Origin of the sequence: Vibrio owensii CAIM 1854 = LMG 25443 (assembly GCF_000817815.1) — a bacterium.
GTDB classification, from domain to species: Bacteria; Pseudomonadota; Gammaproteobacteria; order Enterobacterales; family Vibrionaceae; genus Vibrio; species Vibrio owensii.
The window spans coordinates 43,048-62,372 of the sequence record NZ_JPRD01000023.1 but is presented as its reverse complement, the minus strand read 5'-3'; the positions used below and the strand labels follow the sequence as shown (position 1 = coordinate 62,372).

21 protein-coding genes are annotated in these 19,325 nt (G+C 45.1%); 13 read left to right on the top strand and 8 right to left on the bottom strand.

Annotation, left to right across the window (positions count from 1 at the left end):
* Positions 1-39 precede the first annotated feature (39 nt).
* Entirely contained in the window at positions 40-933 is an 894-nt protein-coding gene (locus tag H735_RS13845) for a LysR substrate-binding domain-containing protein (RefSeq protein ID WP_020194676.1), read from the bottom strand.
* Between the two features lie 432 nt (positions 934-1,365).
* Here H735_RS13845 and H735_RS13835 point away from each other — a divergent pair, with 432 nt between their 5' ends.
* Both H735_RS13835 and H735_RS13830 read left to right on the top strand, forming a co-directional pair.
* Complete coding sequence (locus H735_RS13835; protein WP_020194675.1) at positions 1,366-1,740, top strand: MmcQ/YjbR family DNA-binding protein; 375 nt, start codon at positions 1,366-1,368, stop codon at positions 1,738-1,740.
* Positions 1,741-1,745: 5 nt separating this feature from the next.
* Positions 1,746-2,288 carry a nucleotidyltransferase family protein gene (locus H735_RS13830; RefSeq protein WP_020194674.1) on the top strand — a complete coding sequence of 181 codons (543 nt, stop codon included), beginning with the start codon at positions 1,746-1,748 and terminating at the stop codon, positions 2,286-2,288.
* A 7-nt stretch (positions 2,289-2,295) separates the two neighbouring features.
* Here H735_RS13830 and H735_RS13825 read toward each other — a convergent pair whose 3' ends face one another.
* Positions 2,296-3,219 (bottom strand): LysR family transcriptional regulator, encoded by a 924-nt coding sequence (locus tag H735_RS13825; protein WP_020194673.1) that lies wholly within the window; start codon positions 3,217-3,219, stop codon positions 2,296-2,298.
* Between the two features lie 121 nt (positions 3,220-3,340).
* Between H735_RS13825 and H735_RS13820 the strand changes: the two genes are divergently transcribed.
* The 5 genes from H735_RS13820 to H735_RS13800 all read left to right on the top strand — a co-directional run bounded on the left by H735_RS13820 (position 3,341) and on the right by H735_RS13800 (position 7,455).
* Positions 3,341-4,009 carry an SDR family oxidoreductase gene (locus H735_RS13820; RefSeq protein WP_020194672.1) on the top strand — a complete coding sequence of 223 codons (669 nt, stop codon included), beginning with the start codon at positions 3,341-3,343 and terminating at the stop codon, positions 4,007-4,009.
* A gap of 99 nt (positions 4,010-4,108) precedes the next feature.
* Positions 4,109-5,296: an MFS transporter gene (locus tag H735_RS13815; RefSeq protein WP_020194671.1), complete on the top strand. Its 1,188-nt coding sequence runs from the start codon at positions 4,109-4,111 to the stop codon at positions 5,294-5,296.
* Between the two features lie 78 nt (positions 5,297-5,374).
* On the top strand, positions 5,375-6,004 hold the full coding sequence (locus tag H735_RS13810) for a GrxB family glutaredoxin (RefSeq protein WP_020194670.1): 630 nt from the start codon (positions 5,375-5,377) through the stop codon (positions 6,002-6,004).
* A gap of 10 nt (positions 6,005-6,014) precedes the next feature.
* Complete coding sequence (locus tag H735_RS13805) at positions 6,015-7,106, top strand: alkene reductase (protein WP_020194669.1); 1,092 nt, start codon at positions 6,015-6,017, stop codon at positions 7,104-7,106.
* 163 nt (positions 7,107-7,269) lie between these two features.
* Entirely contained in the window at positions 7,270-7,455 is a 186-nt protein-coding gene (locus tag H735_RS13800; RefSeq protein ID WP_020194668.1) for a hypothetical protein, read from the top strand.
* 58 nt (positions 7,456-7,513) lie between these two features.
* Here H735_RS13800 and H735_RS13795 read toward each other — a convergent pair whose 3' ends face one another.
* The gene (locus tag H735_RS13795) at positions 7,514-8,956 is read right to left on the bottom strand and encodes a glutathione synthase (protein WP_020194667.1); all 1,443 of its coding nucleotides are present in this window, start codon (positions 8,954-8,956) and stop codon (positions 7,514-7,516) included.
* A 195-nt stretch (positions 8,957-9,151) separates the two neighbouring features.
* On the opposite strand from H735_RS13795, the gene H735_RS13790 reads away from it, so the two are divergent.
* Complete coding sequence (locus H735_RS13790; protein WP_020194666.1) at positions 9,152-9,673, top strand: DUF2058 domain-containing protein; 522 nt, start codon at positions 9,152-9,154, stop codon at positions 9,671-9,673.
* A gap of 61 nt (positions 9,674-9,734) precedes the next feature.
* Here the strand turns inward: H735_RS13790 and H735_RS13785 are convergent, their stop codons facing one another.
* Positions 9,735-10,622 carry a LysR family transcriptional regulator gene (locus H735_RS13785; protein WP_020194665.1) on the bottom strand — a complete coding sequence of 296 codons (888 nt, stop codon included), beginning with the start codon at positions 10,620-10,622 and terminating at the stop codon, positions 9,735-9,737.
* Positions 10,623-10,774: 152 nt separating this feature from the next.
* Between H735_RS13785 and H735_RS13780 the strand changes: the two genes are divergently transcribed.
* The gene (locus tag H735_RS13780) at positions 10,775-11,758 is read left to right on the top strand and encodes a quinone oxidoreductase family protein (protein WP_020194664.1); all 984 of its coding nucleotides are present in this window, start codon (positions 10,775-10,777) and stop codon (positions 11,756-11,758) included.
* Between the two features lie 66 nt (positions 11,759-11,824).
* On the opposite strand, the gene H735_RS13775 is transcribed toward H735_RS13780, so the two are convergent.
* Both H735_RS13775 and H735_RS13770 read right to left on the bottom strand, forming a co-directional pair.
* Entirely contained in the window at positions 11,825-12,274 is a 450-nt protein-coding gene (locus H735_RS13775) for a YHS domain-containing (seleno)protein (RefSeq protein WP_020194663.1), read from the bottom strand.
* An 84-nt stretch (positions 12,275-12,358) separates the two neighbouring features.
* Complete coding sequence (locus H735_RS13770; protein ID WP_020194662.1) at positions 12,359-12,751, bottom strand: ribosome recycling factor family protein; 393 nt, start codon at positions 12,749-12,751, stop codon at positions 12,359-12,361.
* Positions 12,752-12,937: 186 nt separating this feature from the next.
* Between H735_RS13770 and H735_RS13765 the strand changes: the two genes are divergently transcribed.
* Positions 12,938-13,372 carry a DUF6795 domain-containing protein gene (locus H735_RS13765; protein ID WP_020194661.1) on the top strand — a complete coding sequence of 145 codons (435 nt, stop codon included), beginning with the start codon at positions 12,938-12,940 and terminating at the stop codon, positions 13,370-13,372.
* A 3-nt stretch (positions 13,373-13,375) separates the two neighbouring features.
* On the opposite strand, the gene H735_RS13760 is transcribed toward H735_RS13765, so the two are convergent.
* Entirely contained in the window at positions 13,376-14,242 is an 867-nt protein-coding gene (locus H735_RS13760; RefSeq protein ID WP_009706318.1) for a LysR family transcriptional regulator, read from the bottom strand.
* Between the two features lie 107 nt (positions 14,243-14,349).
* Between H735_RS13760 and H735_RS13755 the strand changes: the two genes are divergently transcribed.
* Entirely contained in the window at positions 14,350-15,606 is a 1,257-nt protein-coding gene (locus tag H735_RS13755) for an adenylosuccinate synthase (RefSeq protein WP_005439252.1), read from the top strand.
* A 115-nt stretch (positions 15,607-15,721) separates the two neighbouring features.
* On the opposite strand, the gene H735_RS13750 is transcribed toward H735_RS13755, so the two are convergent.
* Positions 15,722-15,937 carry a hypothetical protein gene (locus H735_RS13750; protein ID WP_005439254.1) on the bottom strand — a complete coding sequence of 72 codons (216 nt, stop codon included), beginning with the start codon at positions 15,935-15,937 and terminating at the stop codon, positions 15,722-15,724.
* Positions 15,938-16,400: 463 nt separating this feature from the next.
* Between H735_RS13750 and H735_RS13745 the strand changes: the two genes are divergently transcribed.
* On the top strand, positions 16,401-17,888 hold the full coding sequence (locus tag H735_RS13745) for an EAL domain-containing protein (protein ID WP_042980039.1): 1,488 nt from the start codon (positions 16,401-16,403) through the stop codon (positions 17,886-17,888).
* Positions 17,889-18,202: 314 nt separating this feature from the next.
* Complete coding sequence (gene ansB, locus H735_RS13740) at positions 18,203-19,267, top strand: L-asparaginase 2 (RefSeq protein ID WP_020194659.1); 1,065 nt, start codon at positions 18,203-18,205, stop codon at positions 19,265-19,267.
* Positions 19,268-19,325 lie beyond the last annotated feature (58 nt).

The window sequence follows — 19,325 nt, the reverse complement described above, 5'->3', positions numbered from 1 at the left end:
CTTATCATTCCCAATGAAAATAAACTTAAAACTAGCAAGTTACTTAAAAGAAAGCTCTTTCATTAACCAAGCTTTAAAAGCACTGATACGCAAAGAGCGCGAAGACGAAGGGTCATCAATTACCGAGTAACGAACACCTGGCTTTAAACCAATATCAAAAGGTTTCACTAGCATCCCTCTTTCAATAAAGTCGGCACAAACACTATCTGTTGCTAAGCACGCCCCGTGACCAGCTACCACAGCATTGATTCCCATATCAAAGGTGCCAACCTCCATCCACTGAAGTCTGTCTTTTTGAGTATCAACGTTGGCAGCTTTAAACCACTGCTCCCAATTGAATGCCTCTGAGTGAAAGTCAATCAGCCAACAACGTTGTAACTGCTCAGGGTGGGTAAACTTAATTGATTCAGCAAGTTGTGGAGAACAGTAAGGATAGATTTCTTCTTCAAATAACGTCTTTTGCTCCAACCCTAAATCGGTTGCATCTCCATCGCCTTGCCAAATTAGTACATCGGTCTCAGTGTGTCTGATATCCATGGTGTGGAGGTTTTGCATTCTGATAGGAATATGCGGGTACTCCATTGTAAATTTCCATAGCCTTGGCATTAGCCAACGAGTCGAAAAAGAACGCGGAGCACTAACATTCAACACGCCTTCTAGCGGTTCATTTTGAATTCGATTTAGGCCTGTAATGATGTTTTTGAAACCATCATTAACGTGTCGATGAAGAATTTGCCCTTTATCCGTCAGGTGCATTTCACGTCCACGTCGAATGAACAGCTTGCAACTCAAACGTTGTTCTAACTGCCTCAACTTTTGGCTTATCGCTGCCTGAGTGATGCAAAGTTCCTCAACCGCTTTACTGTAGCTTTTTAGTCGAGCTGCAGATTCAAAGTAATGAAGCGCTGAAAGATAGCGAAGTCTATTGTCCATAATCTCTACTTATAATACTTGTAATAAATCGTTGTTCGTAATGGAGCTTTGTTGGTTCGATAATACTGACATCAAATGGTCGAACAAGGAAATTCAATTGAAGAACATATTGTTAAAAACTCGAAAAATAGCATTTATACTATTGAATAAATTTAATTTAATTAAAAAAACCAATATTGATAGGTATTACATTAACGACCTCAGCAATCACGTAAGAAAGGATATAGGAGTCCAATCCTACGAGGAGAAAAGTTCACATTACTCAAATTATCTATAATGTAAAATTATTTAAATTTCACTCTACCTGAGTTAAAGCAAAAAGTTCAGACAGAATCCAACCTTTAAAGCTTTACAATGAATCGTGATACATCAAGACCAATCAACCTGTGCTAACCTAGCCAACACCGTAATTCTCATAAGTTAAGGTTGACCATGACATACGATGAATTTAATCAATTCTGCGGCTCATTCGCTGCCACTTCCCATGTTGTTCAATGGGGGGATGCACACGTTTGGAAAATCGGTGGGAAGGTATTTGCTATTGGTGGCTGGAGTAAAGACAAGCAGCCTGCCTTTACGTTTAAGACTTCTCCTTTAAACTTCGATTTTTTAAGTGATTATGAGGGTTATATTCCTGCCCCTTATTTCGCAAACAGAGGTATGAAGTGGATTCAGCAAACGGAAACCTCCGGACGCCTAGACGAAGAGCTAAAGTACTATTTATCAGAATCTTATCGATTAGTTGCACTTGGCTTGAGTAAGCGAAAACGCGATGAATTGGGCATTGAACTGCCACCAGCGAAGTAATACCGATGCTTGAAGAAAAACTTGCCCAGTTGTTGGCAGAAGAGCCACTTCGCATTCAAGCCTTGGAGTGTGTTCGAACACTGGCTTTACCGGATTGCTACATTGCTGCAGGCTTTGTGCGAAACCTAGTTTGGGATCACCTTCATCTAAAGCAAAATCCAACACCATTAAACGATCTTGATGTTGTTTATTTCGATCCGGATGAGTTGGACGAACAAGCCTACCTCAAATACGAAACGCAGCTAAACGCCTTGATGCCAGAGTTCAACTGGCAAGTGCGCAATCAAGCAAACATGCACCTAAGGAATGGTGATAATCCTTACCAAAGCACCTTAGATGCAATGAGTTACTGGCCAGAAAAAGAGACAGCGGTCGCTGCCAGATTGAACGAAAAGAACCAGATAGACTGCATTTCAGCGTTCGGATTTGAGTCTTTGTTTGAAGGTCTGATTACTTACAATCCCAAGCGAACGTTAATGCTGTTTCAATCTCGGGTAGAATCCAAAAACTGGCTAATCACATGGCCTCAATTACAGGTTGCCGTCTAAGTCTTGCTTATTCCGGAAACTGGCTATGAAAACGCTCAATCAAGAAGTCCAAAAACAAACGAAGTCGCTTGGGTTGATACTGGCGGCTCAGGTAAATCACGTTCAAATCTGCGCCTGCAGAAGAGGTTGATGCGTTGAAGTTCTTCATGTAGCCATTTAACACCGTCACTAAACGCTGCTGTTTGATGTCCTCTTGTACATCGAGAATCGATTTCAACGCAATACCCGCGCCATCTAACGCCCACTGACGAATCACTTCACCATCATCAGAAAAACGCTTCGGTACGACAGTAACAACATTGTGCTGCTCTTCATCTTGAAAGTGCCACGTTTTCAACTCTTCATTGCTGCGAACCATGGCTAAACAATCGTGATGTGCTAAATCTTGTGGCGTGATCGGCGTGCCTTTCTTTGCCAAATACTGAGGAGAAGCGCAAAGCACTCGGCGACTGGACGCCAGTTTGCGAGAGATAAGGTTGCTGTCGGCTAGCTCCCCATATCGGATGACGATGTCCAAACCGGATTCAGCCAAATTGGATAAGTTATCGTTCAAATACAGATAAGGGATCACGTCGGGATAGAGCTGACTAAATTCCGACAGTATTGGCGAAATGTATTGCTTACCAATATCGCGAGGAGCCGAGATTTTAAGTGTGCCGCGCACTTCTTTGATGCCAGTTTGGAGTAAGTTCTCCGTCTCTTTAACGCTGTCGATGATTTCTAAGCATGCCTGATGGTACATCGCACCAGAGTCCGTCAGTGAAATATGTCTTGTACTGCGATTAAGTAATTTCACCCCATAACGGTCTTCCAGCGACTGCAATCTTGCCGTTACTGTTGCTGGCGATAAACCGAGCTCTCGACCAGCCGCCGCCAACCCTTGGTTCTTCACTATGCTGACAAACAGCGTCATATCCGAAAACTTGTCCACATTCCCTCCTAAAACCTTATTATTCGACTGAACTGAATAATCAATTCAAATATTACCCAATTATCAAATTTCTTCCAATCAATATACTGGCTCCAACGAAACGAGATTGGAGAAACAAATCATGAAAACAGAAAAAACTGTCTATGTAGTACTAGGTGGCACATCAGGTATTGGTGCTGAACTTAGCCAACAACTTGCAAACGACAATGCGGTTGTCCACGTAGCAAGCCGAAAAACAGGGTTAGACATCAGCGATGAACAGTCGGTTTACCACTACTTCGAAACCATTGGTGCTTTTGACCACCTGATCGTCACAGCTGGCTCTTATGCTCCGGCAGGCAAAGTCGTAGACGTGGAAGTTTCCCAAGCAAAATACGCTTTTGATACCAAGTTTTGGGGCGCAATCAACGCGGCGAAACATGGCGCACGCTACATCAAGAAAGGCGGCTCAATTACGCTAACGTCTGGCATGTTATCGCGCAAAGTTGTTGCTAAAACCTACGTCAAAACTGCCATCAACGCGGCCATTGAAGCGACCACGAAAGTACTGGCGAAAGAATTGGCTCCAATCAGAGTGAATGCAGTCAGCCCAGGGTTGACCAAAACTGAGGCGTATCAAGGCATGAACGAAGACGACAGAAATGCCATGTACAAACGCACACAAAATAGCTTGCCCGTAGGCAAAATTGGCGAAGCCAGTGACGTTGCAAAAGCTTACCGACTTCTGATTGAAAACAGCTATATGACCGGCGCCGTGATTGATGTTGATGGTGGCGCACTGCTTGGCTAACAACACCCGCTTAGCTAACCGCAAATAAAAACAAGGTGCCAGAGCAAGAAAAAGCATGGCACCAATGGGTTCAAACGAAATAAAAAAAGAGACTCCCCCATGAATAAAGAAAAAATGCCGCTGCAGGTATGGATCCTAACGCTTGCAGCTTTTGCTATCGGTACCGCGGAATTTGTTATTGCAGGAATCCTTCCTCAAGTCGCCAACTCTTTGTCCATCACGGAAGGGCAAGCGGGTTATCTAATCAGTGCCTACGCGCTTGCCATTGTGTTTGGCGGCCCATTACTTACGATTTACTTGGCGCGCTTTAACAAGAAAGCCGTACTGGCTGGACTAATGGTGCTGTTTATTCTCGGCAACGTATTGTCCGCTTTCGCACCGAACTACTTTGTGTTGATGGTCAGCCGAGTGATCACAGGCTTGGTTCAAGGTCCTTTCTACGGCATCGGAGCCGTGGTCGCGACCAATTTGGTTTCAGAAAAAATGGCAGGTCGTGCGGTCGGACAGATGTTCGCAGGCCTAACACTGGCTAACGTTTTAGGTGTGCCTGGCGGTACTTGGATTGGCTTGCAATTCGGCTGGCACACCACTTTCTTAACCGTTGCCGCTTTTGGTTTAGTGGCTCTGTTCTTCATCACTTCAGTGATCAAATCAACTGGTCATGGCGAAGCAAAAGATGTCAAAGCGCAATTGGCTGCGTTCAAAAAACCAATGCTACTTATCAGCCTTGCGATCACCGTATTTGCTTGGTCGGGGTTTATGACTTTGTATGGCTACATCGCCCCTATCGCCATGCACATCACTGGCTTTGGTGAAAGTGCCGTGACTTGGATTTTGGTTATCGTTGGTGTCGGTCTGATTGTCGGCAACACCATGGGTGGTCGTTCATCAGATAAAAACCTACAAAAAGCGTCCATGTTCTGGGCTATCGCGATGATTGTGTCACTGGTACTGGTCGGCCTAACTGTCGACAGCAAAGTTCTGTTTATTGCCACCGCCTTTGTATTTGGTATTGCGTCATTCGCTAACGTGCCAGCAATGCAGCTACGAGTAATGAACCACGGCGGTGAAGGTCAAGAGTTAGCAGCGACAGCAAACATCTCTGCGTTCAACTTAGCCAATGCCTTTGGCGGCTTCTTAGGCGGCATGGTGCTCGATAGCCAAATGGGCGCTGGCATGATCCCTTACGCAGCCATCATTGTTCCACTGATTGGTTTGTTATTCATCGCCAAGGCGAACCGCAAAGAAAGCAAACAAACTGAGCTAACACCAAGCCTCAACAACTAATTTCATCCCTACTGGTAGCCCTAACTTAACGCCTCCCGAAAAAGCGGGGCTACCCAATTAAATCACTAGGAAAACACTATGAAACTCTACATTTACGAACATTGCCCATTCAGTGCTCGCGTCCGCTACGTTGCTGGCATGCTGAATATCCAACTCGACGTCATCAATATTGCTTATGACGACGACAAAACCACAACAGACCTGATTGGAACCAAACAAGTACCACTTCTTATCAAAGACAACGGTGGAGCGATGGCAGAAAGCCTAGATATCATCGCTTACTTCCTTGAGCTGGCTACATCAAGTGAAACAAGCCAACCATCTCAACAAGCGCTGGATTGGCAAAAAATTGCGTTTCTTCCACTGCAAAAAGTGGGTTACCCACGTTGGTCAAACATGGATTTACCAGAGTTTGCCACTCAGTCTGCACAGCTCGCTTGGCGCGCAAAAAAGGAAACGGATGCACTCAATTTTGATGCACTTTTGCAAGACACACCAAACATTGCCAAAGAGGTCGAAGCGCTCATTGAACGTGCGAAAAGTGTGTTGAATCTCGATTCATACCAGCATGTGACGTTGGTAGACGAAGCGATCTTATTTTCTATTTTGCGCGGGTTCTTCAGTGCCACAGAAATCCAATGGGACAACATCGTGAAAGATTGGATGGAATCGGTAAGCAACAAAACCCAAGTACCACTACTTAAGTAAGGAGTCGATCATGAGCAAGCTATTTGAACCAGCACAGCTAAAACAACTGGATCTACAAAACCGTGTAGTCATGGCACCAATGACCCGAGCGCGCACCAGCCAACCGGAAAACATTCCGAACCAAATGATGGCGACTTACTACAAGCAGCGCGCTAGCGCAGGCTTAATCATCTCTGAAGCCACCCAGATTTCAGACGATTCGCAAGGTTACTCGTTCACACCAGGCGTCTACACTGATGAACAAGTGGCAGGCTGGAAAACCGTCACTCAAGCAGCGAAAGAGCAAGGCGCAGCGATGTTTTGCCAGTTATGGCACGTTGGTCGCGTATCACACCCGACATTCCAAAAAGGCGAACAGCCTATTGCTCCATCGGCACTAAAGCCAGTAGAAACCCAAGTGTGGATTGCCGACGAACAAGGCAATGGCAACATGGTCGATTGTGTAGAGCCCCGAGCCATGACTCAAGCCGATATTGACCGCGTTGTGAGTGATTTTGCCTATGCCGCGAAACGTGCGATTGAAGCAGGCTTCGATGGAGTAGAAATTCACGGCGGTAATGGCTACCTGATTGACCAGTTCCTGCGTACCAATTCAAACCACAGAACCGACAACTACGGCGGTACTCGCGAAAACCGACTTCGCTTTTTGTTAGAAGTGGTCGATGCGGTGAGCGAAGCCATTGGTGCCAACAAAGTAGGAGTACGACTCGCGCCATTTATCACTTTCAAGGACATGAACTGCCCTGACATTGTTCCGACCATTCTCGATGCATCGAAACAACTTCAAGCTCGTGATATTGCGTACTTGCACCTGTCTGAAGCGGATTGGGACGACGCACCAGTGATTCCAGAAAGCTTCCGCACCGAACTGCGCGAATACTTCACCAACACGATTATCGTCGCTGGCAGTTACACCCAAGAGCGTGCTGACGAGGTACTTGAGAAAGGCTATGCGGATTTGGTGGCATTTGGACGCCCGTTTGTGTCTAACCCAGATTTGGTGGCGCGCTTACAGCACCAACAACCTCTGGCTGAACTGGATGGCTCGACACTATTTGGTGGCAGTGAACACGGCTATACAGATTACCCAGCGCTTGGTTGAGAGGCTTTACCCACTTGTGATAGCGATTCATAGCGTGCCGTATTTCTCAGATTAATCAGTTGCTATCCCATAAAAGGAAAAGCGCAACACAGCTCAACGTTTTCTTAAGTTTGAGTGTAATAAACTGGCTGCATATTCAGAATGCAAATTTAGGAGAACGCTCGTGTCTGATGAAAATACAAAACAAGAAGTGACGGTTGTTGATATTAAGATGCCATTTATGTCGATGGTGATCTTTATGGTCAAGTTCGCTATTGCTTCAATCCCTGCGATGATCATTCTAGGTATTATTTTCAGTATCTTAGGGGCGCTTTTCGGAGGGATGTTCCACGGTATGGGCCACATGTAACCAACTAATCCACAAATAAAAACACTCTCCATACTTTACTCATGGAGAGTGTTTCTTTTTAATCCACCAGCACTAAAGAATCTAAGATCCCTTTGCCGCTGTGGATGCCACCTTCGTTTTCACTGGCTGGTTTACTGCGAATCAAATAGCCCGCGTAGCCATCCAATTGTGTTACGGGTTCACCTTGATAGTGCGCCGTGAATAAACCAATTTCACTCACAAGGTCCGTCACCACGCTCTGCTTTGCATCACGCACTGCGATCGTCGGTATTTCTCTTTCATGTGGATACAAACGCTGCATCAAAGCCCAAGCACTGTATTGCTCTTGTGGCAGTCGACTCAGTTGTTTCGCGATATCGTCACCAAAGATACAGTGACCACCGCCCTCACCTTGGTTCTTCAATACCCATTCGTCTTTGTTACCAGAAGCAGCAAACCATTTAATCGTGTCAGTGTTAATTGGCTTCATCTCTGCCAATACGCTTTTGACCAACTGGGCTTCTTCAATATTGAGTCCCCAGCGCTGATACTCACTTGCCGGCATCATGGTTAACAACATTTGCATTGATTTGCTGGTCGCTAACTGTTGGCTGATGGTCGCATTCATCGCTACGTAGTGCTTTTCCATGAACAAACGAGTCTGGCTCAAGGTATGGCAACAGATTGGTTCATTTAGCTCTGGCGAGAAGTAGTCCATATATTGATAACCAGCACGTAAGTACACAACGTCAAGACCGCCAATGTTTTTTAGCAAGAGGAGTTGATTGTCACCGCTCGATAACTGTGAACTTAACTGTTCAAAGGTACGCCTTACCGTGCGAACCCCAAGCTTCTGCAATTCCACTTCGAGTAAGTGTTGGTCATACACGTTGTCTTCGTTTTTCTGCACCACCATCAGAAACGTCGGTGCGCCTTCTTCATTAAAATGCGCTTTGACTTTTCTCGCGGCAGTAGCAATGCCAAGCGCAAGTTGCTGCATGCCTTGGTTATCGACTGGCGTTGCCGTTTTATCTTCTAACCATTGTTGGTAAACACTGCCCCACTGAGAGCTCAAAAATTGATGCAGCTCTGTGGCACGCTGACCAAAAGGCGCCATCCCAGCCGCAATGCCATTAAACTCGATGACTTTAGCACCGTGTTGACGATCATCCATAAAGTCGGTGCGCATTAACAGCAGGGGTTGGCGTGCAGCTTCATGGTGAACCTCTTTATGCAGTTCCAATAAACGCTCAAAGAAAGTATCGGCTTTGCCTAGCTCGACCAAAGAGGTTTGCAGGAATTCATAATCCTCAGACACATGACTGATCAGCTTGGCGATCAACGGCGTCACTTTCTTCAAATGTGCGAACACATCGCGCTCTATCGTCATTGGCGCAAAACTAAAAGGACAGTGTCTTGCGGTGTTATCTGCTTGGCGAAACGCCACGCCGTGCATAATTGCCCACTCACAAGCTTCTTCAATCACTTGTTGCGGGATGGTTTTTTTGTCTGAGGTAATCATGGTTTTGCTTCAAAATTTTTCGCCTAATGTACTTAAGACGCTGGAAGTTGCAATAAGACGCACACTTTCTCGATTTATTTTTTGTTTTTTTGCTCAACAAAGCGCCGAGTCATATCCCGGCGTATGTTTAACCCTCTTTCTTTGCGGCGGATGACTGGTTAAAATGCACAAAATTGCGCACTAACTGGATAGATCATGGCAAAACTTACCCTTCAAGAGCAGATGCTAAAAGCAGGCTTGGTTAACGAGAAAAAACTGAAGAAAGCGAAAAAAGGCTCTAAAAAATCACGCGTTCAAGCTCGCGAAGTAAAAACGGCGGTTGAAGAGAACAAACGTCAGCAGTTAGAGCGAGACAAGCAATTGAGCGAGCAACAAAACGCAGAACGCTTGAACAAAGAAATCAAAGCGCAAATCAACCAACTGATTGAAATGAACAAGGTTGATTTGAAAGATGGAGACATCAAATACAACTTCACACACGACACGCTAGTGAAATCTCTGTACGTTGAGTCAGAGATCCGCGAACAGCTTATCAAAGGCATCTTGGCAATCGCGATTGTTGGTGAAAGCTACGTTGTCATCCCACGTGGTGTAGCAAACAAGATTGCTCAACGCGATGAATCAGTGATCATCGAACAGAAAGAACCAGAAGCAGACATTCCGGCAGAAGATGACCCGTACGCAGATTTCGTCGTACCAGACGATCTGATGTGGTAATGCTCCACTTCGTGGAACCCAAAATGAAAGAGCCGCGATCACCGCGGCTTTTTTGTGTTTGCTATTCGCTCTCTTGATAGCGTTGTCGAATGTAATCGACGATGTGCTTTATCTGGCTCTGCGCGTGTCTGCGTCCTAAATAGTACGCGTACATAACACGCTTACGAGGCTCTAAGTTTTCAATTTGTAACGTCACGATGTTTGCATCCTTTACCATAGACACTGGCAACATACCCATATATTTGCCCGACTGAATCGCGTGATACGCCAAACCAAGATCATCCACCGTCAAACCTTGCTGTGGCGATACAGCGACGTCTTCAAATTGCTTGTTCACAAACATCCAGTTCATTGCAGGACGAGTTATCACTCCCGGCAGTGATTCCAACTGTTCGATGGAAAGAGTGAGTTCACTCAATTGATGGTTTTCAACGTAATCACGGTGGGCACAAACGACGTATGGAATATCCCATAAATGCAATGCGATTGCAGATGAATCGACAAGTGGGCCGACTCGGAATGCTAAATCGATGTCATCTTTAATCAGATGCTTATTGTCGTTCGACAGAGAAACATCAAGCTGAAGATCGGGGTGCTCTGCTGCAAAATCGATAAGCCACGCCCCAAGAAAATCAATGCCAGCACGAACGGGCATCGACACATTCAACTTCCCCTTGAAGGCAACTTCAGAATCCACCGCAAAATCTATCGACTGGCGAATCGTCCCAAGCAGAGCCGAACAGTTTTGATAAAGCTCTTCACCTCGAGTAGACACTTTGACTTCACGGGTGGTGCGATGAAGCAGCACTAAACCCAAGTTGTTTTCTAGCGCTTCAATACGTCGACTTACCGTACTGTGAGGAATCTCTAACCGCTCAGAAGCGCGCTTTAAACTGCCCTCTTCTACCACGGTGCAAAATACCTGCAAATCATCCAACACTCGTTTCACGCACAACTCCTTTTAGCGAGTATGAATTTCTATTATCCCATTTTTGGAATAGTGATACTCAATATCGCCAATTTTTTCTCTCAGCGCAAGCGTCTAGTATTTGATTCACAGACACGGCAAACGCCCATTAATCGAATCACGAGGATAACATCATGAAAGCAGTATTACTGACTCAAACAGGCGGCAGCGACAAACTGGTTTACCAAGACGTAGCACAACCAACATTGAAAGAAGGACAAGTTTTGGTTCGCATTCATGCCGCTCCAGTTAACTTGATTGATACGATAATTAGAGAAGGGAAAATGCCACCTGGATTAATGCCTGAACTTCCAATTGTTTCTGGTGTTGAGGCTAGCGGTGTTGTTGTCGATTCAAACAATACAGAACTCGTCGAAGGAACCAAAGTAGCGTTTCTTGGTACTATTGGTTCGGCAACATATGCAGAATTTACTGCCGTTAGTGCAGATAAATTAATTGTTATACCAGACAGCATTGATCTTCAAGAAGCAGCCGTAATACCAGTAAACTATGGGACTGCGTTCCATATGCTGCACAATGTTGCTCGCGTCGAAGAGGGCAAAACGGCGCTCGTTTACGCTGCATCCGGCGGTGTAGGCACAGCCCTAATTCAGTTAGCTAAGCTAGCAGGTCTAAACGTTATCGCTTTGGAGCGAAGAGAGCATAAAGCAGAAAATGCCATCAAGCTTGGAGCTGATTTCGCCTTCACTTTAAATACAGACTGGGTGACTTCGGTAAAAGAGGTCACAGATGGGAGAGGTGTGGATTACATCTTTAACCCGGTAGCAGGCGACACAATTGTCGAAGACTTAGAAGTATTGGCACCACTTGGCCACGTAGTCATATTCGGAATTCTAGCTGGTATTGGGGATACGAACTTGCAAGCCGAGGCAATTAAACACTTTATCAAAGCACCAACCATTACTTACTCAGAAATCTACGCCACTTACTTCAATAACTATCCACTATTGAAGTCTGCTTTAGAAGCGCTTTACGAACTCCTAGAGCAAGGCAAAATTAAACCTGTGTTTACCACTCTGCCGTTGTCCGAAGCGGCGCAAGCACACGATAAAATCGAAAGTGGTTCGGTGATGGGAAAAATGTTGTTGCTACCGTAACTCTAAAGATTCCCCACAATCAAAAAAGGTCGCTGTAATAGCGACCTTTTATCTTATCGGACTTCGTTATTCTGCAAGTAACTTCGGCCAGTTTTTATCCCCGCTCGCAATGTTACCCGGAATGTCTTGTTGCCAAGAGGCTTGAACGGATTTGCTGTAGTTTAGGTAGAGCTTTCCATCGTGAATATTCCACGCATTGGGGTCTATCTTGGCGGTATAGCCTTTGCTCACTGCCCAAGCACAATAGCCGCCATATTGCGGTGCAAATTTCTCAGGATTTTTCACGAATGCATCCCGATTTTCAGCCGATGAAAAGTACCATTTGGCGTCATTCCAACGGTAAGTAAAATCGCTGTCACCTTTGACTGGCTTTGATTGAGTGAAGTAGGCGACAGGGTCATAACCACGAATCGCTTTACCGAGAAAGTCGCTATAAACAGGATCAAGAGCGAAAGCAGGAAGCGTCAAACTCCCCCAAATGAAGAACACACTCAACAGTTTCAATATCAGCTTCATAACCTTCCCTCTCTATGTTATCCGATGTTTGATAATCAATCGCTTACCAGTATAGACAGGGAATAAGAGAAGGAACTTTCAGGCTTATAGCATCTCTGCGTCGAAACGCGCCGTTCGAGCTTGGGCGATGGTACAGTTGGTTTCCGACATTAGCTCCGCCAAGGTAATGTTTGGATTCTCCAAGACCAATCGAATCAGCTTGGGTTCCAAAGGTTCAAGCTTATCGCTGTGCTTAGCGAGACCAATTTCCATTTTGTTTATCACAAATCGCATCGGCTCAGACTCTTCTGCTTTGATATGATCGAGAAATGCTTTCAAATCCAAAGCCTCACCAGCAATTTGCCAATTACGCGAGCGTCGTATGCGCTTCATTTCGCACTTCTTCTCAGCCGCTATTGCTTTAGCTCGCTTAGCGTGATCGCCACCAATTCGGTGAATCAAAGATGGTAGAGGGATGGAGATAATGTTGTCAGTCATCACAATAGTGGCATGGTTAATTTCGTCACCTATGATAAACAGCTCGCCTCATTTTTTCATCGAGAAAACCTAATCGTTTTCAAAGCGTGGTGATTTTGGTCGAAAATACGAGGTTTATGCTTGCTCACTCAATAGACTTTAAAGATTCTGACACCTTTTATATTTCAGCGAGAGGTGACATGAGAAATGAAAGGTGTCTTAAGCCCTTATATATCTGGCTATCTGCGTTTAAATGGCAAGCCCGTCGAGGGCATCAACATAGAAAGAACGATTGTTTTCAACGGTGTTGTATCCGACTTGACGCAATCTGATGCCGAAGGACACTTTGTTTTTGAAGCTGTACTATTAGATTCCAAACACCAACAACATTCTTTGCAAGATATTCGAGTGAAGCTGGATCTGAGTACCGAGTTTCAAGGTGATGAAGTGACGATATGGCAATCAAAGGTACACTCATTTCACCCTTCTCCCCTTCTGTTCATTTCTCTTGAAAGCTTGACCTGTAAATTGGACGCCCCACTCAAAGTCTTCACTTATCCGACAACACAAACGGAACCAGTCACCAATGAAATCTATAGTGTTTGCGACCTAAATGCGCTTACTTTCGAAGAGCTTTATTAGGGATTACCCCACTACAGACACATTCTCAGCTACCCATTTTAGGAGTTGTTTTGCGGCTTTAGACAGCACTTGGTTTTGGCGAACAATATAGCCAAAATCGGTGTTGGGGAAGCTGGGTAACGGCGTCACTTTTCGTGAGAGTTTCAATCTTGGATCGAGTGAGAAGTCCGGCACAATTGCGGTTCCGAATCCGGCTTCTGCCCAATCAATTTGTGCCTCTACACTGCCTACTTCCATGACTCTATGTTTTGGCAGGTTTAGCTCTGGCAAAGACGCGTCAATCAGTTCACGCGTTCGGGTATCGTGACCGAGCAAGATCAGTGTTTGGTTCTCTTCGCTGTTATCTCGCCAATCGAAGATGTTATCGCCGAAAGCACACCAATGAATCTGGGTCAGCGATGTAAAGTGCAGTGGTTGACTCTCTTTCTGTGCAATGACAAAACCGATGTCAGCACGAGCACTTTTTACCAAATCCACCGCTTGCGATGAGGTGGTGTTAAACAGTGCTAAGTCGATACCAGGATATTCGTTTTTGAATTGTTGGAATGGCTTGATAAGTAACAGGCGCGAGACAATGTCACTCGCCGCAATCGAGAGCGTTCCTTGCGTTAAGTCATTAATGGCATTGAGATCGGACTGGCAGATTTGCAGCTCATTCAACATGTGCTCGGCAGTGTCTAATAATCGCTTACCGGCCTGAGTCAGTTGTACTGGGTTGCGTTCAATCAACTTGGTACGAGTGGCTTGTTCTAGCTGCTTGATGTGAAGACTGACATTTGGCTGCGTCATGTGCAGTTCAATCGCTGTTTTTCCGAAATGTTTTACTTCTGCCAAGGTGACAAACGTACGTAACCAATTCAAATCCAACATAGAAAATTACCCGATATGACTTTCTTATCAAGTTAATGAGTATAATTAATTTCTCTTATTCATGCGAGCATCCTAAGATTTTCCGGTCTGTTTTTGGAGAATGAATTATGTCGTCTATCGTTGTTGTGGGTGCAAACTGGGGTGATGAAGGCAAAGGCCGCATCGTTGACTTTTTGGCAGAGCAAGCTTCTGCAAGCATTCGTTTCCAAGGTGGTAACAACGCGGGTCACACCGTAGTTAACGACCTAGGTACGTTCAAGCTGCACCAGCTACCAAGTGGCGTTTTCAACCCTGACTGTTTGGCAGTTTTAGGTCCGGGTATGGTTATCAGCCCTGCGTCGCTGTCTGAGGAGATTGCGGAAGTCGCGGAAGCGGGCGTTAAAGTGAACATGTGCATCTCTGATCGCGCAACACTATGTCTACCTCTACACGCACTAGAAGATACGCTAGAAGAACAACGCTTAGGCGACAAAGCATACGGTTCAACTCGTCAAGGTATTGCACCTGCATACGGCGACCGTGTGATGAAAAAAGGCATCCTAGTTGGTTGGTTGAAACAACCAGAAGTTCTAGTAGAACGCATCAAATTCTGGATGGACTGGAAACTACCACAACTACGTGCCCTTTACCCAACGTTCGAATTCGAGCAAACCGCTGAAGAAATGGCGAACTGGTTGTTAGAAGTGTCTGCACCTTGGCGTGATGCTATCTGCAACGTAACGCTGCCGCTAAAAGAGCTGCAAGCAAAAGACCAAACTCTACTGTTCGAAGCACAGCTAGGTGCGGGCCGTGACCTAGTTTACGGTGAGTACCCATGGACAACATCTTCAAACGTTGTGTCTATGTATGCTGGTATCGGTAGTGGTCTTCCTGCTCTACGTCCAGAGCGCGTTATTGCAGTAGCTAAAGCGTTCAGCTCATCAGTAGGTACTGGTACGCTAATCACTGCAATGGAAGAGCAAGATGCATTCCGTGAACTTGCAGGTGAATTCGGCGCAACAACAGGTCGTCCACGTGACATGGGTTACTTTGATGCAGTAGCGACTAAGAACGGCGTTGAGCTTCAAGCAGCGACTGAAATCGCACTGACCAAAGTAGACTGCCTGACTGGTCTTAAAGATCTAAAAATTTGTGTTGGTTACGAAGGCGAGCACAGCGAAAACCCAATTTGGCCTCAAACGGCTGCACTAGCACCAATCTACGAGAAGATGGAAAGCTGGAGCGAAGACATTACTGGTTGTCGTAAATTCGAAGAGCTACCAGTTGCGGCACAAAAATACGTTCTACGTATTGAAGAACTAATGGGTGTACCAGTGAAAATGGTATCGGTTGGTCCTGGTCGTGAACAAATGATTATGCGCTAAGACTTAAGTAGTACGTCTATTGGCAAGCGGCTTTTATCTTTTCCGGGGTAAAGCCGCTTTTTTTATGCACTTTATACTTTGTTAAAACAAGTACTGTTCTATGTTTTAACGAGCGTCAGAACGCTAATTCTTCCAACGGCCTCACCACAGAGCCGTGTTGCTGAGACAGCAAAGAGAACTCAACTTCTTGCCCACATCCGCAGTAAAAGTCGTAACCTTCACCGGTTAAAAACGGCGTACTTTTATCGATAAACCAATCTCTAGATTTTTTAGTATGAAGCTCACCACAACTTGGGCAAGTCACTTCAATCGAGAAAGTTTTCGCAATCATATCCCTAACCTCTTGTTTATTGCATCACGTACAACGAAATCGTTTGCTACAAATAAATTAAACGAAGTCTTGAAACACTTCGTTAAGATATTGTCAGAGGCAGGGGTGGAAAATGCGTGTTTCAACGACACTTTGAACAAGTTTTTGCAGAATTAGATTACCGACAAACTTTACTCTACATACCCCTTTAGGGTGAATAAATTTTGAACGCTTATTTATCACAATTATGTGATAGTAAGACTCATTTTTTATTTTAAAATAGTAACTTATCGTTATTTTATAAGATCATCTTCACAGTTTGCGCTGAACATTTCCTAAATATGAGACGCTTAATATAGTTTTATGTCATTACTTGCTTGCGCTACTGATATCTGTGACCAATAAATTCTTCAAAAACGCCTCCAAAAGATGGACAAACAACATCAAATTGGGTGTGGTCGGTGTTCTTTCTTTCACTTTCACCATGTTGGCTTTCATCCCTCTTGCGAACCAACATCATAAAAAGCTCACCGAACAAGCGGTGGTGTCTATCGAGAATGAGTTTCGAGACAATGTGAATGATCTCACCTACTTGCTTGATGACGCATTTTTTCTAAAAGCCTGCAATGATTTGATACATGACCTGAGAGCGAGTATCTTCAGCTTGGGAATGGCTAAAGATATCGCGACGTTCGACAGCGATGGTCAAGTGTTGTGTACCAGTAGCGAACGCAGCCCATCTTTTTTTATTTACAAAACCATCTTAAAACGTCTTGGCGATAGCGATGTACACGCCACCCTCTCCTACACCAAAAGCGCATTAACTCCGGACCAAGCACTGATTCTGTTTTTCACGAAACAAGAAGGCAGAGGCATTAGTGTGGTTTTTCCTAAGGAGTCATTAGAGACCCTCGTTGCTGACATCTTTCGCTTTGGGGACATGGACTATCGGATTGATGTCATTGGGAGAACAGTAAGGAGCCCGAGCGATAAACAACCTCTGCGCATGGAAGAAGTCGCCTCAGATGTGCTGCCTTTTACGGTTTACTCTTGCATTGGCTTTGCGTTCTATCTGCAGTTTCTGGTGAGCAAGCTTTGGTTAGGATTGCTAGTGATGGCGTTTGCGCTTGTGGTTCGCCTATTCTTCACTTCGAAGAAGTTTGCTAAGAACAGTTTGGAATTCTCTCTTACACAAGCGATCAAAAGTCGAAATTTGAGTGTGCACTATCAGCCAATTGTGGATCAACGAGATGGGTCTGTGATTGGTGGAGAATCCCTAGTGCGCTGGAACGATCCGGTTCAAGGCTTTATTTCCCCAGGTATCTTTATCCCTCTTGCAGAGAAAGTTGGCTTGATCGACCAGATCACTTATCTCGTTTTAGATAAAGCCATCAATATGATCGCCTCGAATAAGGTAACGTTCCATGATCGTTACATCAGCGTGAATGTCAGTCGTTCTTTGATCTTACGAGAGGATTTCATTGAAGAAGTTGAGTCTCGTTTGAAGTATCGTTACTTCATCAGCGAACGTTTGGTGTTTGAGATCACCGAAGAGGCTATCTTTAGTGGCGGCGAACTTACTGTGCTTCGTAAACATCTCGACCGCTTAGCCGTTCTGGGCATTCGTATTGCGGTTGATGACTTCGGCACAGGTTATTCGGGGCTGGACTTCATCAGCCAGTATCCGTTTGACATCATTAAAATCGACCGTGTGTTCGTCACCAACTTAGGTAACGGACAAACCATTCAACCTTTGTTAGAAGCCATCCACACGCTTTCCCAAACACTGAACATGTCAGTGATTGTGGAAGGCGTAGAAGAACAAACGCAATTACATGTTTTGCATGATCTCGGTTTCTACAACATACAAGGCTTCTACTTCTCGAAGCCGATACCGAAGCCTGACTTTCTCGAATATTTGGAATCGAAACAGGCAACGACGCTACAAACTCTCACGCCCGCTCTAAACTGAGTTTAAAGTCCTCTGGTGCTTGGCTGAGCGATGGATGTTCAGCCAAGTCTTACCTTAAAACCCTCATCAGACGTTGCCTTACTTACAAATCAGTAATTTACAATTAACCAATTGTTAAACACACTGCCGAAAGATCTCACTTGTTAATGAAGCACGTCGATTAAGTTAAACGCTTGATTTAATGTTCTTTAACTGATTAGTTGATCACGATTTTCATCTGCAAATTGGTGAACTTGTGCTCAAAAAATCTACCGCACTGTTTTTAGGATAGATATCGCTTCCCCCAACATCTAACCCAAAAACAGGTGAATCCTATGACTAAAAAGTTTCTCCGCCTAAGTACGATCACGCTCGGTTTGTGCATGAGTTCTTTGTCCTTCGCCAATGCCGACCTACCAAACATTAAGATCTTAGCAACCGGTGGTACTATCGCTGGCGCTGGTCAATCAGCAACGGAATCCAATTACACCGCAGGTAAAGTCGGAGTGGATTCGCTGATCAATGCAGTTCCTAGCATGACTAAGATTGCCGACATTTCTGGCGAGCAAGTGGTCAGCATCGGCTCTCAAGACATGAACGATGAAGTCTGGTTGACGTTAGCCAAACGCGTAAACGAATTACTCGCTCAAGATGATGTTGACGGCATTGTGATTACTCACGGTACCGACACGCTCGAAGAGACCGCCTACTTCCTTGATTTAACAGTGAAGAGTGACAAGCCTGTTGTCATCGTAGGTGCAATGCGTCCTTCTACTGCAATGAGTGCAGACGGCCCAGTTAACCTCTACAACGCAGTGGTGACCGCAACGGATGAAGATTCTCAAGGTCGAGGGGTTTTGGTTGCGATGAATGACACCATCTTTGATGCGCGTGACGTAACGAAAACTAACACAACCTCAGTCAGCACCTTCCAATCACCGAACTTTGGCCCGCTCGGTTACATTCACAATAGCGATGCGAAGTACCAACGTAGCCCAGAACGTAAGCACACCACTGAAACAACCTTCGACGTATCCAAGCTCGATAAGTTGCCACAAGTCGGTATCGTTTATAACTATGCCAACGCGTCGAGCTTACCGGTTAAAGCGTTCGTCGATGCGAAATTTGATGGCATCGTCAGTGCGGGTGTCGGCAATGGTAACTTGTACCACACCGTATTTGAGGAGTTAGAAAAAGCGAGTAAAGATGGCATCATGGTTGTTCGCAGCTCTCGCACGCCAACCGGCTCTACTACCCTAGATGCTGAAATTGACGACGATAAATACGGTTTCGTGGCATCTGGTACGTTGAACCCACAGAAAGCTCGTATTTTGTTGATGCTATCGCTAACACAGACCAAAAATTACCAAGACATTCAGAAGATGTTCCAACATTACTAATCGAACAGTTCACGAACTTTTCGATGAGTTAAAGCTAGCCGCTAATTAAAAAGAGGAG